This is a genomic window from Ruegeria sp. G10 (genome assembly GCF_056533645.1).
Genome location: NZ_JBQFOQ010000002.1, coordinates 521758 through 536216, shown reverse-complemented (window position 1 = coordinate 536216; position 14459 = coordinate 521758). Strand labels below are relative to the sequence as shown.

Here is a 14459-nt window from a genome sequence, read left to right as displayed (position 1 = left end):
AGTGAAAATCATTTCGAGATCGCCTCCTTGACGGGCGCTTTTTCGGTCATAATGTTTAATTAATGGGCGTATTAAGAACGGGTTTCGTTGCACTGCACTTCATCATGGCCTCCACCGGGGTGCTTCATGCTGAAAACAGTATGGTAAAATCGTTTGCGAGCTGTGCAGGCCGTTTTTCAGCTGAAATGGAGCACGCTTGGCTTTTGAACGATGCAAATGCTCAGGACCACGAAGCGCGGCGCGGCGGTTTTGTATCTTTGCTGGAAGCGGCAGCGACAGCTGACAATGCCGAGTTGATCCTGAACCATAGGGTGAATTCCAAACACGCGCATGCGCGCTTGCTGCAAACCGCGACCTTCAGTTCAGATGAAACCAAAGCAATCGCGGCCCGCAGGACGGCCAAGCGATATTTAGACCAGTGTAATCTGTTGATACTGGGAGGCGCCTAAAAGGCGCATCGCTGCAGTGCCGCATTCTTGAGCGGAACATGCTGTACCGCCGCATATTTAGGCAATGCCGTGAATCAATCCAAGAACTCGGGTCATGAGACTCTGATAGCTGGCAAGAACCGTCATAGCACTATGGCGTGCCGCAAGACGGCTTGGAAAATGTGCGAAGGTGTCCGGCGTAGGAACCTGAAAACACCCTCGCACACCGCAATTATGCGTGGGGGTTATATGGGACGTTTCGGCGGCCCGCACAACCTTGCTGCGCATCGCATAAAAGGAAATGTTGATGCACAACAAACTTCTCATCACAACCGCTGCAGCCCTGTTGGCCAGTTCTCTGCCTGCACTGGCCGATTGCCCGATCAAGGTCGGTGTATTGCATTCGCTGTCGGGCACGATGGCCATTTCGGAAACCACGCTGAAAGACACGATGGAAATGCTGGTCGAACAGCAAAACGAAGCAGGTGGTCTGCTGGGGTGCGAGCTTGAGGCGGTCGTCGTTGATCCGGCCTCTGACTGGCCGCTCTTTGCCGAAAAGGCGCGCGAGTTGCTGACGGTGCATGAGGTTGACGTGATCTTTGGCAACTGGACTTCGGTGTCTCGCAAATCTGTCCTGCCCGTGATCGAAGAACTCAATGGGCTGCTGTTCTACCCGGTCCAATATGAGGGTGAAGAAAGCTCAAAGAACGTGTTCTACACGGGCGCAGCGCCGAACCAGCAGGCGATTCCGGCCACTGACTACTTCCTGGACGAGTTGGAAGTTGAGAAATTTGCGTTGCTGGGAACCGACTATGTCTACCCGCGGACCACAAACAATATCCTCGAAAGCTACTTGAAGCAGAAGGGTATCGCGGAAGAGGATATTTTCGTCAATTACACCCCCTTTGGTCATTCCGACTGGTCCAAGATCGTTGCCGACGTGGTTGCGCTTGGCGCGGACGGCAAGAAAGTCGGTGTGATTTCGACCATCAACGGCGACGCGAACGTGGGTTTCTATAAGGAACTTGCGGCCGCAGGCATCTCGGCTGACGATATTCCGGTTGTTGCTTTCTCGGTCGGTGAAGAGGAACTGGCCGGTCTCGATACCAGCAACCTCGTCGGTCATCTGGCGGCCTGGAACTACTTCCAATCAGCTGAAAGCGACGCGAACGCAGCTTGGGTCGAAGCGTGGAAGGCTCGTATGGGTGAGGACCGTGTCACCAACGACCCTATGGAAGCCCACTACATCGGCTTTAACATGTGGGTGAACGCAGCAACCGAGGCTGACACCACAGATGTCGACGCCGTGCGAACCGCTATGTATGGTCAGGAATTCCCAAACCTCACAGGCGGTACAGCCGTGATGCTGCCGAACCACCACCTGGCCAAGCCGGTGCTGATCGGTGAAATCCAGGAAGACGGCCAGTTCGACATCATCAGCCAGACCGAAGAAGTTCCGGGCGACGCCTGGACCGACTATCTGCCTGAATCCGCCATTCTGGTGTCGGATTGGAAAGAGCTGGGTTGCGGTATGTACAACACCGAAACCGAGAGCTGTGTACAGATCAAGTCCAACTACTAAGCTCTTAACCTGAAGTCTTCGGGGCGCGTCTTGTGTCCCGAAGTTCAATACAAAGGTCTTCCTAAATGACGCGTCCGTTCAGGTGGGCAGTGCTTGCCCTGCTGGTCCTTGCCGCCCCGACCCTTCTGCAAGCGCAATCCGCAGATGCCCCGGTGCAACAGGTTTTGCAGTCGCATGCGGAGGTGATCCAGAAATCCTCTCGTAAGACAATTGGTCCGGCGATTGAGGCGCTGGCACAAAGTGGATTGCCGGAAGCGCAGACCGTTCTGGAACGTTGGCAAGCCAAAGACATGTGGTTCAACAAAGAAACCGGCCTGTTTGTCTTTGCCACAAAGGCTGACGGCGGGTTGCAGATTTTCGACGTATCGGACGGGACCGAGATCGGCGTAGTCGACAAAAAGGAATACAAGCAGCTCAAGCCTAATTCTGGCATTCGAGGGCTAATCGCGTCCGCCCTCGTGCAGTTTCAACTTAACGACGCTGATCCAGAAACCCGCGACGCCGCTTTGACCGCGATCGAGCGAGACGCAGAGGCGTCGCATCTGTCCGCATTGCGTGGTTCCATCGACGCGGAACAAGACACCGATCTCAAGGCGCGCAAAGACCGGTTGGAGCGCCTGCTGACGATCCGTTTTGATGAGGACGAGGCCGCCAGGCTGGCTGCCATCGAGAGCTTTGCCGGTGATCTGGGCGTTGATGTCCGGGCAACGCTCAATCCGTTGGTTTCATCTGAAATCAAAGTCGCAGATGAAGTTCCGGATGGCGCGGTTGGGATAAAGGTTGGGTCAGACGACCTAACGCTGGACCAGGCCTATGGCCTGCTTGTCGCCAATGGGCTGGCGCAGGAACCGGTGGATGCCGAAGCCGTAAAGCAAACCCTGATCGCCAACATAAACGGCGATACCGTCGCGGGTGTGCAAGTGGCAAGCCTGGACGAGGACGCCGCACGAGAGGCCGCGTATCTGGTATTGGCCCAGCAAGGCCTTGCAGCACCGCTGGTGACACAGGGCGATATTGCTGAGGCTGTCGAAAAACATAAGTTTTTCAAAGTCTACGTCTCCGCCCCACTACCCGTTGCTCTTGCTGCGCAGGTCGCATTGGACAACATCGAAACACAAGTTGCGTTGAACCAGACTGCAGATCTGGTGTTGGACGCACTGTCTCTGGCCTCGATCTATTTCCTGGCTGCGATCGGCCTTGCCATCACTTTCGGGGTCATGGGCGTGATCAACATGGCCCATGGTGAGTTCATCATGATGGGCGCTTACACCGGCTATGTCGTGCAGTTGTTCATTCCTGACCTGACACTTTCCATCCTTGTTGCAATTCCTTGCGCGTTTCTCGTGACATTTGGGGCCGGTGTTCTGCTTGAGCGGTTGGTTATTCGGTGGCTCTATCACCGCCCGCTGGAGACGTTGCTGGCAACTTTCGGCGTTTCGATTGCTTTGCAGCAATTGGCCAAGAACATCTTTGGCACTCAGGCGCGTCCTCTGACCGCTCCGGCATGGTTGGACGGGTCGATGGTGCTGAACGACATCGTGTCCATCAGCTATATCCGTATTGCGATCTTTGTTCTGGCACTGCTGTTTTTGGCGCTGTTTCTGATCGTCATGAACCGAACCCGATTGGGGCTTGAGGTACGAGCTGTAACGCAGAATCCCCGCATGGCGTCCTCGATGGGCATCAACCCGGATCGGATCAACATGCTGACCTTCGGCCTAGGCTCTGGAATTGCGGGCATCGCTGGTGTGGCGATCGGGCTTTACGCAAAAGTCACGTCCGAGATGGGATCTGACTACATCGTGCAAAGCTTCATGACCGTGGTCGTTGGTGGCGTTGGCAACATCTGGGGCACGCTGTTGGGCGCGACGATGGTCGGAACGCTGCAAAAGGGGATTGAGTGGTTAAATCCTTCCAATACTCTGGCAGCGCAGACCTACATGATCCTGTTCATCATCCTGTTCATTCAATTCCGACCACGCGGCATCATCGCGCTCAAAGGTCGGGCGGCGGAAGCGTGATATGGTCGAAATGACATCCACAGCCGAGCCGATACGCAAGCCGCTGGCGCTGCGCTATCCCTCTGTCGTCATCTTTCTGATCGTCCTGTCTCTGTTTACGGCGATCATCACCGTGCTGGGCGAAGGCTTTGGTATCGGGCTGATCTCTACCAGTTTTATCAAGACTTTGGGTAAGACACTGTGCTTGTGTCTTGCCGCGCTGGCGATGGATTTGGTCTGGGGATACACCGGTATCCTGTCCCTGGGACACATGGCCTTCTTTGGTATTGGCGGGTATGCAATCGGCATGTGGCTCATGTACGCCCGTACCGAGATTATCGTGGTTGATAGCCTCGCGGCCTCTACCTTGCCACCAACCGCGCAAGAAATCTCGGATGGTATCGCCACTCAGATTTTCGGCGTTGTCGGTGCGTCCGAGTTCCCTCCGATCTGGGCCTTTGCGCATTCACTGCCGTTACAACTGGCTGCCGTCGTGTTGGTGCCGGGTCTGCTGGCTCTGGTCTTTGGCTGGCTGGCCTTCCGCAGCCGCGTAACCGGGGTCTATCTGTCCATCCTGACGCAAGCGATGACGCTCGCGCTATCCCTGTACCTGTTCCAAAATGACAGCGGGCTGCGCGGGAATAACGGCTTGTCCGGGCTCCAAAACCTGCCGGGGCTTGATGCGGTGCCGCAGTCAACGATTTCGATCCTGTTCTTCTGGGCATCCGCTTTGGCGCTTGGGTTGGGCTATCTTGTTTGTGCATGGGTGGTGTCCGGCAAGTTCGGATCGGTCATTCGCGCCATCCGCGATGATGAGAGCCGGGTTCGGTTCCTTGGCTATTCGGTCGAGGCCTACAAACTTTTCATCTTCACCTTCACCGCCGTGATCTGCGGGATCGCGGGCGCGTTGTATTACCCGCAGGCAGGTATCATCAACCCGGCTGAGATCGCGCCCATCGCGTCAATCTATCTGGCCGTCTGGGTGGCAATCGGCGGACGTGGAAGACTCTACGGTGCCGTGATCGGTGCAGCTTTTGTCTCGCTGCTGTCGACTTGGTTCACGGGTGGGCAAGCCCCCGACATCTCACTTGGGTTCTATACGATCCAATGGGTCGACTGGTGGACCATCCTTCTGGGGCTCTCGTTTGTTGCAGTCACGCTGTTCGCGCCCCGCGGCATAGGAGGGCTGATCGACAAGCTCACAGAGCGCCGCGCGCCGGATCGACATGGCGCCGATCTGGGCCCCGACCTTGGGTCGCTGCGCGAAAAGGAGGCAAATGAATGAGCACGCTGCTCGAAGTCTCTGGGGTTTCCGTGTCCTTTGACGGTTTCAAGGCCATCAACAACCTGACATTCCAAATCGGCCCGGCCGAGATGCGGGCTGTCATCGGCCCGAACGGAGCAGGCAAGACGACCTTCATGGACATCATCACAGGCAAAACCAAGCCAGACGACGGTCATGTTCTATGGGGCGAAAAGTCGGTCTCGCTACTGTCGATGAGCGAAAGTCAGATCGCGCAGGCCGGCGTGGGGCGAAAATTCCAACGCCCAACCGTGTTCGAAGATCAAAGCGTGCGCGAAAACCTGATGCTTGCCCTGAAAAACAAGCGCGGACCGCTGGCCGTGCTCCGGTTCCGGGCGCGACAGGAAGATCACGCGAAAGTCGCCAGACTGGCTGAAGAAATTGGGTTGCAAAACGCTCTGGACCGCAAAGCAGGCGAACTCAGCCACGGTCAAAAACAATGGCTTGAAATCGGCATGCTGCTGGCGCAGGACCCGCAATTGCTGCTGGTGGATGAACCGGCGGCCGGAATGACTCCGGCAGAGCGTGAGCACACCACCGACATCCTCGTCGAGGCGGCCAAAACCCGGGCTGTCGTCGTTGTCGAGCACGATATGGAGTTCGTCCGCCGCCTCAACTGCAGAGTGACCGTGTTGCACGAAGGCTCGGTTCTTGCGGAAGGATCGTTGGACCATGTCACTCGGGACGAAAGAGTAATCGAGGTTTATCTTGGGCGCTAACCTTCTTGAAGTCTCTGATCTGTCGCTGCACTACGGTGGCAGCCAGATTTTGAGCAATGTAAACATCACCGCGCGACAGGGTCATGTCACATGCGTGATGGGCACCAACGGCGTGGGAAAGACGAGCCTGTTGAAAGCCATATCCGGCACGCATCCCCGCAGCGGAGGTCAATACCTGCTCAACGGCGAAGAGATCGGCAGGGCCACGGCCTATGACCTCGCCAGAAAAGGTGTGGCCTACGTTCCGCAAGGTCGCGAGATTTTCCCGTTTTTGACCGTTCGCGAGAACCTCGAAACCGGCTTTGCCTGCCTGCCCCGCACCGATCACACGATCCCGGACTATATCTTTGAGCTTTTTCCAATCCTCAAAGAGTTTCTTGCGCGGCGCGGGGGCGACTTGTCTGGAGGTCAACAACAACAACTTGCAATCGCGCGTGCGCTGATCACGAAACCAAAGCTGCTTCTGCTGGACGAGCCAACCGAGGGCATTCAACCCAATATTATCAAGCAAATAGGAGATGTCATTCGCCTGCTGCGCGATCAGGGTGAGATGGCTATAGTGCTCGTCGAACAGTATTTTGATTTTGCATACGCCTTGGGTGACAGTTTCCTGGTTTTGGAACGCGGAACGCCGTACCTGCATGGGGAGAAATCCCAGATCGAGAAGCATCAGCTCAGAACCGCAGTTTCAGTGTGAGACGGCAAAGCAACGCGAAGCCCCTCAGCTGAACTAACATCACGTGAACGTAACGAAACGTATCCACACTTTGCGGCGGCCTCTGTCTGATCGCGCAACAGTCAGACCGAGTACTCTTGCAGATCTTCCACAATGCCAAACGGGCCTTCAAACACTCCGCGAATGCTGTTCAAAGCGGTTTCGTGTGAGGATTCGCTATCCATATGAACACGAAAATGAGTCAGTAATAGCTGTTTGACTCCAGCGTCTTTCGCGGCTGATGCGATTTCGCTTGGGGTCGGCGTCAAGGCAGCCATCGTGGGATTTGCGGGCTCACCGTCCAAACGATAACACCAATGCAGCAGCAAGTCGGCGTCTTGACTAAGAGCGGACAGGTCATCGCACAGGCCAGCATCGCCGGAATAAACAAATTTCTTCTCATCGCTTTGCACCGAGAATGCAAGGCAGGACAAAAAGGGCTGCGCGTGCGGAACTTCGCAGGAATTCAGCGACCAGCCTTCGCCCTGATATACAAATCCGGGCGCTATTTCTTGTACCCTTGGCGCGGGCCATGGGCGCGGCAGGCTGCCTCCGCGCGCTTTCCAGACCTCTTGGCTTGGGGCAAACTGCGTGCGGGCACGAAGGTCGTGGGAAAGGACGCCATTCTGACCAAAGTAGCCGTTAGTGATCTGCGCGATTGGGGTCGGGCCGAACACTTTGAGCGGCGCACCTCCTTCGTCCCACGCTGCGTGTACAAGCCGCGCATAGTCCATCATGTGGTCGGTATGCAGATGCGTGAAAAACAGGTGCGTGACGTCCGAAGGTGACCGGCCAGAGCGCAGCAGATTGTCGAACACGCCGCCGCCGCAATCAAGCAGGATCACATCTTTGCCGATTTCAAGAAGATAACCGCTTGAAGCGCGGCGGGCGTGAGCCTCGGGCGAGCCGGACCCAAGAATGGTGAGTTTCATCACGTGACCCCGGGTGGCGGAGTGGCGCCGGGAGCGCCGAGTTTGAGTGCGGCTTCACGACCGCCGTAATGCGCGATCAAAGCAGCCTGATCAGCGAAAGCTTGCGCGTCTACAGCTTCGATACTCAAGAGATTCGACATCGCGTTTTCCATGCGCTCAAGCGTTTTTTTATGACCGGAATCCGAAGCGAGGTTGATCAACTCCTCCGGGTCTGCGACCAGGTCAAACAGTTCGGGCTCAAAACCGATGTATTGGTTCAGTTTCCAGCGACCCTGGCGCAGCATGAACGCACCGGACACTGCCCCGGCGGCGTGGTACTGGCTCAGGATCGGGCGATCCGGGTCGGATGGAGCTGCGGCAATTTCATAAAGCGATCTCCCCTCCGAGCGGAAGTCCTGACCAAAATGCGCAGGGATGGTTGCGGCGAGGTCCAAAAGGCTGACCGGGGTCTCACAGGTACCGACAGGTACATCCGGACCAGCCATAATCATAGGTATCGCCACACTTTCCTCATACAGGTTGGACTTTCCCCACAGCCCGCGTGCACCGACGTTGTCACCGTGATCCGAGGTATAGACTATGACAGTGTCCTCTGCCATGCCGCTGGCTTGCAAAGCGTTCAGGATACGGCCCACGTTGCTGTCCAGCCAACTTGTAAGCCCGAAATAGGCCGACATCGCCGTAAGACGTTCTTGTTGGCTGGAGAACCGGTTTTCGCTATCCATCATCGCGTTCTGTTTTTCTACCCAAGGGTGGCGCAAGTGGCCCTCATCGGGGTGCAACTTGACCGGGGGCAGAATGTCGCTGGGATACAACTCAAAGAACTCTTTCGGGCAAACCAGCGGGAAGTGTGGAGCGACGAGACCAACGTACAGGCACCATGGTTGTGGGCCCCCTCGCGCTGCACGGTCTACTAACCAGTCTTCGGCCCGCTTTGTGACGGCTGCATCGTATTCGGTGTATCTGCTTTGACCCGGTCCGATGTATTCCCCCAGCATTCTTGGACCTGCAGTGACGCGTTCATCCTCGCGCCGGATCGAAGCCCAAACCATGCCAACCCCGTCGGCTACCATCATCGGGAGGTGCTCGACGTCAAAGCCGGCCGGATCTTCGGGCGCGCGGTAATGCAGTTTGCCGATGCTTTCGACCGGTATCCCGCCTTGTTGCAGGGCGTGGCCCCAACCCTGCATCTGGCCGGAATAGGGCATGGCATTGTCCCAAAGGCGCGTGACGTGAACCGGCTGGCCTGTGGCGAAACACGCACGAGCAGGGACGCAGATCGGGCTAGGTGTATATGCGTTTGTGAACCGGGTTCCATGAGCTGCCAACGCATCCAGATGTGGCGTCTGGACAAAGTCATGACCGGCGCAACCCATGGCGCGCGCCTGATGCTCATCCGACATGATCACCAAAAAGTTGGTCACGATGCCTCCATCTCAAAGTCCTGTACAACCGCCTCGATACGTCCGAGCGCTTCGATGAACTTGCGGCGTTCCTCGGTTGTGAACTGTGCGTTCAGAAATGATTGGCGTTCGCGCATTTGCGGCAGGGCACGTTCGTAAAGCTCACGTCCTTTGGCTGAGATTTCCAGAACCGAGGCCCTGCTGTCTGATTCGCTGCCGCGCACCGAAAGCAGCCCGTCTTTTTCCATTATCTTTATTGTGCGGCTGAGTTGGCCCTTATCCATCAAAAGGCGGCGTACAATCTGATGTGCGGACAGTGGGCCGAGACTGATCAGCATCACCAAAACCCGCCACTGCACCTGAGAGAGGCCCGCGGATTCTTTAAGGATTTTGGCCGCTTGGGCATTAAGCCGAGCATATACGCGGGCCAGACGCAGGGTGATCATCTGCTCCAACGGCTCTTCGTAGGGCCCCAGATGGTGGTCGTTGTCCAGTGTCATAAATCACCCCTCATTTGCATGATCGTAGGGGCAGTTTGGTTGATGCGTCAACTGATATTAGTTGACAGGTCAACTTATTTCCGACGATGCTTGACCTGTTGCGTCAGGGAGGAAACGCTATGAATTTCGCATTCAAGACCATCGCGGCTATCGTTTTTGGTGCGGCGCTGGCGGTATCGGCGCAGGCCGAGGAGTGGGCGCCGCCGGGGCCCATCAAGCTTATGATTGCGTTTGCTGCAGGGGGTGGTGCCGATACGCAGGCCCGATTGATCGCGGAAGACCTGGAAGCGGCAACCGGCTGGGAGTTCATACCCGAGCAAGTGACAGGAAAGGGCGGGATGAACCTTGCCTTGGCCATCAAGGATATGCCGAATGACGGGTCCGTCATTGGAATGGTTGTGACAGAGACGCTGGGTTACAACATGAAAGCTGCTGATGCAGGCGTCAGCCCTGCGGATTTCACCGGCATTACCACGACAGCGGGTTTCCAGATGGGGGTCGTGTCACTGTCTTCCAAAGGCTGGAACAGCTTTGAAGACGTGGTTACCGCTGCCAAGGCCGGCGAAGAGCTGCGGTTTGGGGTGATGAGCCCACGTCTTGCCGACCTCGCGTATCTGCTGGGCAAGGCGCAGGGCGTCGATTTTAACATTGTGTCGGTCAAAGGTGGCCGTGCAGTTATGAATGGCGTGAATGCGGGTGACATGGACCTTGGTTTCATGGCCGGCATCCAGGGCAAAGGTGTTGCCGCCGGGGATCTGGTCAATCTGGCCTCGGCGCTTTCCGAACCCCTGAAACAGACGCCGGACGCACCGACATTTGCGGATCTGGGTGTCGAGTTCAACTCTGACGGTGCCTTTGTCTTTGTGGGCCCCGGCGGCATGGATCCGAAGGTACGGGACGCTTTGGCATCGGCCATCGGTACGGCTATCTCAACCGAAGGCACGAAGTCCAACGCGATGATCACCAAAGCCTTTGGCGGCCCGCTGATCCAGTCGGGCGACGCGTTGCAAGAACGTTTGCAGGCCGAGTATGTTGAGGCCGGCGCGTTGTTGGAGGCGGCGTCCGAATAACATGATTGCCCCGCCCTCTGGCGGGGCAACCACACTTCGCCACAGTCATTCTGGTTCAGCGAGACAGGCGTATGTCCCCGGAAAACCATACAAATCGCGTCGTCGCGCTTGTCGCCATCGTGGCGGCTTTGGTGATCGCTTTGGTCTGGGTTCCCTTGGATACCGGAACGGGTCTGATCGAAAAGGTGCGCCGTCAGGTGACGATCGGTGACGCACTTGCCCCCACGCTGGCAGCAGGTTTCATCGGTGTTGGAGGGCTTTTGCTGGTCTTACAGCGCGCCACGGCGATGGACGGGCGCTTGCGTCAGACCAATCTGCGTTATCTGGCGATGCTACTTGGACTGCTTTTGCTGACTTTCACAATCATGCGTTGGGCGGGACCAGCTGCGGTGGCCTTATTTGGCCCGGGGGAAAGCTATGCATCGCTGCGCACGACAGCACCCTGGAACATGGTCGGGTTCTTCCTTGGCGGCACAGTGATGATTGTCGCGCTGATCGCGCTGATCGAAGGACGTCCGTCTTACCGGGCAGTGGTGGTTGGCGTCATCGCAAGTGCGCTGTTGATCCTGCTGTATGATGTCCCGTTTGATGACCTGTTGCTGCCACCCAACGGGGACGTATGATGGAGGTCTGGACCTATATCCAACTCGGCGTCGGGGCCGTGTTTCAGGGCCCGGACCTGTTCGCGATTGCCGACTTTGGTGTTCCGGTCACACCGGTCATGGTTTTGTTCGGGTTCCTTCTGGGCATCGCTGTGGGGGCAACGCCGGGGTTGGCCGGTCCGATGGCGATGGCGATCTCGTTGCCAATCCTGATTTCAATCTTCGGATTCTCGCAAGACGCGCTTTTGCCCGTCATGGGCTTTCTGATCGGGATCATGAAAGGCGCCACAATCGGAGGAGCCGTTCCCGCGATCCTGTTCAACACGCCAGGCACACCGGACGCGTTCATGACCACACTGGACGGCTATCCGATGACGCAGGCAGGCAAGGCCCGCAAAGCACTAAAGGTCGCTCATGTAAGTTCAGCGTCAGGGGACACGTTCTCGGATATTGTTTTGATCCTGTGCGCACCATTCTTGGCGGTACTGGTCGAAGCCTATCTGGACCTGCCAGAGAAAACGGCTCTGTTGATCCTGTCGCTTGCATTCATCGCCTCGGTCATCGGGGACTCAGTGGGTAAGGGGCTGATTTCCATGGGACTTGGCCTGCTGGCGGTGTACATCGGAACGGGCGAAGACTTCTATCCGCGCCTGACAATGGGATCGCAAACTCTGGCGCAGGGATTTCCGATTGCAACGGCCATACTAGGCGTTTTGATCCTTGGCGAAGTGTTCAAATCCATCGAGGACCTGTGGCACGAACATCGCTTTACCAAAGCGCAGCCCCAATACACGGAAACCGGCGATCAACGTTTGCACCGTGCTGACCTGCTTCGTATTGCGCCTTACATTGCGCGCTCGGCCTTGATCGGAACGGCCATTGGTGCTTTGCCGGGCGTCGGTAGCACGCTGGCCGCGACACTTGGGTTCACGACCGGAAGTCGACGTCACGCCAAGAAAGCCCCGGATGCAACGCAGTTTGGCAATGGGGCGCCAGAAGGCATTGCATCCACCGAGGCCGCCAACAGTTCCGTCTCGGGCGCGAACCTTATCCCAGTTCTCAGTCTCGGCATTCCGGGAAATGCCGCTGCTGTGTTTCTTATCCTTGCCGCGGACAGTATCGGCGGATTCAATCCCGGACCGTCGGTTTTCAAGTTCACAACAGGCAGCATCAATCCGGAATTGGTCATGGCCTTTGGCCTGTTTACGGTCATGATGCTTGCAAATCTGCTCAACTGGACCATTGGTGGCGGGTTCATGCGGATTGTCGGTCACATGATCCATATCCCCAAACACATTCTGCTGCCCGTGGTTCTGTTGCTGACGTTCACCGCTATCTACGTGCAAGAGGCACGCATGTCCGCGATCTGGTTTGCAGTCGGGTTTGGAGTCCTTGGATATCTGATGCGGCGGTTGGGCATGTCGCCTCTGCCTTTTGTGATTGCGTTCATCCTCGGCGGCAATCTTGAAGAAACCGCGCGCCAGGCGTTTGCCGCAACCGGTGGTGACGCGTGGTTCCTGTTCACCAACCCCATAGCCGCCATTTTTATAGCTCTCGCCGTGACTGTCGTCTTCCTTTCCAATCGTTCTCGTACGGAGCCCCAAATATGAGCTGCCCGAACATCCTCTTGATTTCTGCCGACCAGCAACGCGCGGATTGCTTTGGATTCATGGGGCGCAACGTCAAGACACCGCATCTGGACCAGTTGGCCAACGACGGAACCCACTTCACGTCATGTACTACGCCGTCCGTGGTCTGTCAGCCAGCACGGGCGTCGATTCTGACGGGGCAGCTGTGTCGCACGCACGGGGTTCATGACAACGGCATCGACCTTGATCCTAATGTCGGGGAAAAGGGCTGGGCCGGTGCAATGGCAGCGGCTGGATACCAGACCAGCTTTTTCGGAAAGGCGCATTTTTCAACCTATCACACCTACGAGCCAACCGGCACACCGGAATGCCTTCAATCCGGGGCTGACTATGATGAGCGGTGGAATGGGCCCTACATGGGTTTTCAGCACGTTGAGTTAATGCTGGTCGGGCATAATTGGTGGGCACCCGTAAAACCGCCGCTGGGACAGCATTACGAACGGTTCTATCACGCTGACGGACGTGGGGATGACCGCACCAAACTGATGTGGGACAATGCGGGTGACACAAGGGATGCGGCCCAGACCTGGCATTCGAAACTGCCGACAGCATTCCACAATACAAGCTGGACATCAGATCGGTTCATCGAGTGGCTTAATCACGGCCGGGACGCCCAAACGCCATTTTGCACCTGGGTCAGCTTTCCTGATCCGCATCACCCGTTTGATTGCCCCGAACCCTGGTCATGGCTGCACAAGCCTGAAGAGGTAGATCTGCCACCCAATCGAACACGAGACTTTGACGGCAAGCCGTGGTGGCATCTTGCGGCGATTGAGAACGAACCGGCGGATCCGAAGTTCGCTGATGTGCGCAAGGCATACAGCCGGATTGCCCCCCAAACAGATGAACAACTGCGCGAGATAATTGCCAATACTTATGGTCAGATTGCCTATATTGACCACGAGGTCGGGCGCATGCTGATTGCCTTGCAACAAGCCGGTCTGGATGAGAACACCATCGTTATCTACATCTCGGACCATGGCGACTGGCTGGGCGATCACGGGCTGATACTGAAAGGACCGATGCACTACGAGGGGCTGTTGCGGGTTCCCATGATTGTTCGAGGGCCCGGCATCCCAGCTGGACAGGTGGTGGACGAGCCGGTTTCAACCCTCGATCTGGGACCAACCTTCATGGACTACGGCAATGCTGCACCACTGCAGACACAGCACGGCACAAGCCTGCGCGATGTGCTTGAGAACAAAGGGCGTCGTGACTTTGCACTCAACGAATGGGGTCTGCTGCCGGGGCGCGTGGGTATGGCGCTGGAATTGCGTACTGTACGCACAAGAACACACAAGATGACGGTGGAACTGAACTCGGGTGCAGGTGAACTGTATGATCTGGTTTCAGATCCCTGTGAGCAGAACAATCTGTTTGACGATCCGGAGTTCGGGGGCATCAAGGCGAAGCTTGAACATTACATCGCGATGCGCCCCGATGACATGAGACCTGACAGGCAACCGGTTGGAACCGCCTGAATCCTCGGCCCGCTCGCGTCCACGGCGCAGGATAATCACTGGACATACAGAGCCCCTTCCCTAACCTTGCATCAA

General features: G+C 56.9%; 13 protein-coding genes. 10 read left to right on the top strand and 3 right to left on the bottom strand.

Features of this window, described 5'->3' with window-relative positions; all coding sequences use genetic code 11:
- The first annotated feature begins 62 nt into the window (after nucleotides 1-62).
- The 6 genes from ACR0KM_RS06275 (at nucleotide 63) to urtE (ending at nucleotide 6729) form a co-directional block, all read left to right on the top strand.
- Complete coding sequence (locus ACR0KM_RS06275; protein WP_480821256.1) at nucleotides 63-449, top strand: hypothetical protein; 387 nt, start codon at nucleotides 63-65, stop codon at nucleotides 447-449.
- Between the two features lie 286 nt (nucleotides 450-735).
- Entirely contained in the window at nucleotides 736-2010 is a 1275-nt protein-coding gene (gene urtA / locus ACR0KM_RS06270) for an urea ABC transporter substrate-binding protein (protein WP_480858354.1), read from the top strand.
- A 65-nt stretch (nucleotides 2011-2075) separates the two neighbouring features.
- Complete coding sequence (urtB, locus tag ACR0KM_RS06265; RefSeq protein ID WP_480858353.1) at nucleotides 2076-4031, top strand: urea ABC transporter permease subunit UrtB; 1956 nt, start codon at nucleotides 2076-2078, stop codon at nucleotides 4029-4031.
- Nucleotides 4032-4041: 10 nt separating this feature from the next.
- Nucleotides 4042-5295: an urea ABC transporter permease subunit UrtC gene (urtC, locus tag ACR0KM_RS06260; protein ID WP_480858567.1), complete on the top strand. Its 1254-nt coding sequence runs from the start codon at nucleotides 4042-4044 to the stop codon at nucleotides 5293-5295.
- The gene (gene urtD, locus ACR0KM_RS06255) at nucleotides 5292-6032 is read left to right on the top strand and encodes an urea ABC transporter ATP-binding protein UrtD (RefSeq protein ID WP_480821262.1); all 741 of its coding nucleotides are present in this window, start codon (nucleotides 5292-5294) and stop codon (nucleotides 6030-6032) included. Before urtC ends, urtD begins: the two co-directional genes overlap by 4 nt.
- A complete protein-coding gene (urtE, locus tag ACR0KM_RS06250; protein ID WP_480858351.1) occupies nucleotides 6022-6729 on the top strand; it encodes an urea ABC transporter ATP-binding subunit UrtE in 708 nt (235 codons plus the stop codon). Before urtD ends, urtE begins: the two co-directional genes overlap by 11 nt.
- A gap of 101 nt (nucleotides 6730-6830) precedes the next feature.
- Here urtE and ACR0KM_RS06245 read toward each other — a convergent pair whose 3' ends face one another.
- The 3 genes from ACR0KM_RS06245 to ACR0KM_RS06235 are packed head-to-tail and all read right to left on the bottom strand — an operon-like array spanning nucleotide 6831 to nucleotide 9582.
- Complete coding sequence (locus tag ACR0KM_RS06245; protein WP_480858349.1) at nucleotides 6831-7679, bottom strand: MBL fold metallo-hydrolase; 849 nt, start codon at nucleotides 7677-7679, stop codon at nucleotides 6831-6833.
- Nucleotides 7679-9103, bottom strand: coding sequence for a sulfatase family protein (locus tag ACR0KM_RS06240; protein WP_480858348.1), 1425 nt, complete (start codon nucleotides 9101-9103; stop codon nucleotides 7679-7681). Before ACR0KM_RS06240 ends, ACR0KM_RS06245 begins: the two co-directional genes overlap by 1 nt.
- Nucleotides 9100-9582 (bottom strand): MarR family winged helix-turn-helix transcriptional regulator, encoded by a 483-nt coding sequence (locus ACR0KM_RS06235; RefSeq protein WP_480858346.1) that lies wholly within the window; start codon nucleotides 9580-9582, stop codon nucleotides 9100-9102. The genes ACR0KM_RS06240 and ACR0KM_RS06235 overlap by 4 nt, the downstream gene beginning before the upstream one ends.
- Before the next feature lie 119 nt (nucleotides 9583-9701).
- On the opposite strand from ACR0KM_RS06235, the gene ACR0KM_RS06230 reads away from it, so the two are divergent.
- From ACR0KM_RS06230 to ACR0KM_RS06215, 4 genes are all read left to right on the top strand, one after another.
- A complete protein-coding gene (locus ACR0KM_RS06230; RefSeq protein ID WP_480858344.1) occupies nucleotides 9702-10652 on the top strand; it encodes a tripartite tricarboxylate transporter substrate-binding protein in 951 nt (316 codons plus the stop codon).
- A 71-nt stretch (nucleotides 10653-10723) separates the two neighbouring features.
- Entirely contained in the window at nucleotides 10724-11275 is a 552-nt protein-coding gene (locus ACR0KM_RS06225; protein ID WP_480858343.1) for a hypothetical protein, read from the top strand.
- Nucleotides 11275-12864 carry a tripartite tricarboxylate transporter permease gene (locus ACR0KM_RS06220; protein WP_480858341.1) on the top strand — a complete coding sequence of 530 codons (1590 nt, stop codon included), beginning with the start codon at nucleotides 11275-11277 and terminating at the stop codon, nucleotides 12862-12864. The genes ACR0KM_RS06225 and ACR0KM_RS06220 overlap by 1 nt, the downstream gene beginning before the upstream one ends.
- Entirely contained in the window at nucleotides 12861-14384 is a 1524-nt protein-coding gene (locus ACR0KM_RS06215; protein WP_480858339.1) for a sulfatase-like hydrolase/transferase, read from the top strand. Before ACR0KM_RS06220 ends, ACR0KM_RS06215 begins: the two co-directional genes overlap by 4 nt.
- Nucleotides 14385-14459: the final 75 nt, after the last annotated feature.

Bases quoted from the DNA above. Each gene is read 5' to 3' on its own strand.
- ACR0KM_RS06245 (WP_480858349.1), bottom strand. From the start codon at position 7,679: ATGAAACTCACCATTCTTGGGTCCGGCTCGCCCGAGGCTCACGCCCGC.
- urtA (WP_480858354.1), top strand. From the start codon at position 736: ATGCACAACAAACTTCTCATCACAACCGCTGCAGCCCTGTTGGCCAGT.
- ACR0KM_RS06275 (WP_480821256.1), top strand. From the start codon at position 63: ATGGGCGTATTAAGAACGGGTTTCGTTGCACTGCACTTCATCATGGCC.
- ACR0KM_RS06225 (WP_480858343.1), top strand. From the start codon at position 10,724: ATGTCCCCGGAAAACCATACAAATCGCGTCGTCGCGCTTGTCGCCATC.
- ACR0KM_RS06235 (WP_480858346.1), bottom strand. From the start codon at position 9,582: ATGACACTGGACAACGACCACCATCTGGGGCCCTACGAAGAGCCGTTG.
- urtB (WP_480858353.1), top strand. From the start codon at position 2,076: ATGACGCGTCCGTTCAGGTGGGCAGTGCTTGCCCTGCTGGTCCTTGCC.
- urtD (WP_480821262.1), top strand. From the start codon at position 5,292: ATGAGCACGCTGCTCGAAGTCTCTGGGGTTTCCGTGTCCTTTGACGGT.
- ACR0KM_RS06215 (WP_480858339.1), top strand. From the start codon at position 12,861: ATGAGCTGCCCGAACATCCTCTTGATTTCTGCCGACCAGCAACGCGCG.
- urtC (WP_480858567.1), top strand. From the start codon at position 4,042: ATGACATCCACAGCCGAGCCGATACGCAAGCCGCTGGCGCTGCGCTAT.
- ACR0KM_RS06230 (WP_480858344.1), top strand. From the start codon at position 9,702: ATGAATTTCGCATTCAAGACCATCGCGGCTATCGTTTTTGGTGCGGCG.
- ACR0KM_RS06220 (WP_480858341.1), top strand. From the start codon at position 11,275: ATGGAGGTCTGGACCTATATCCAACTCGGCGTCGGGGCCGTGTTTCAG.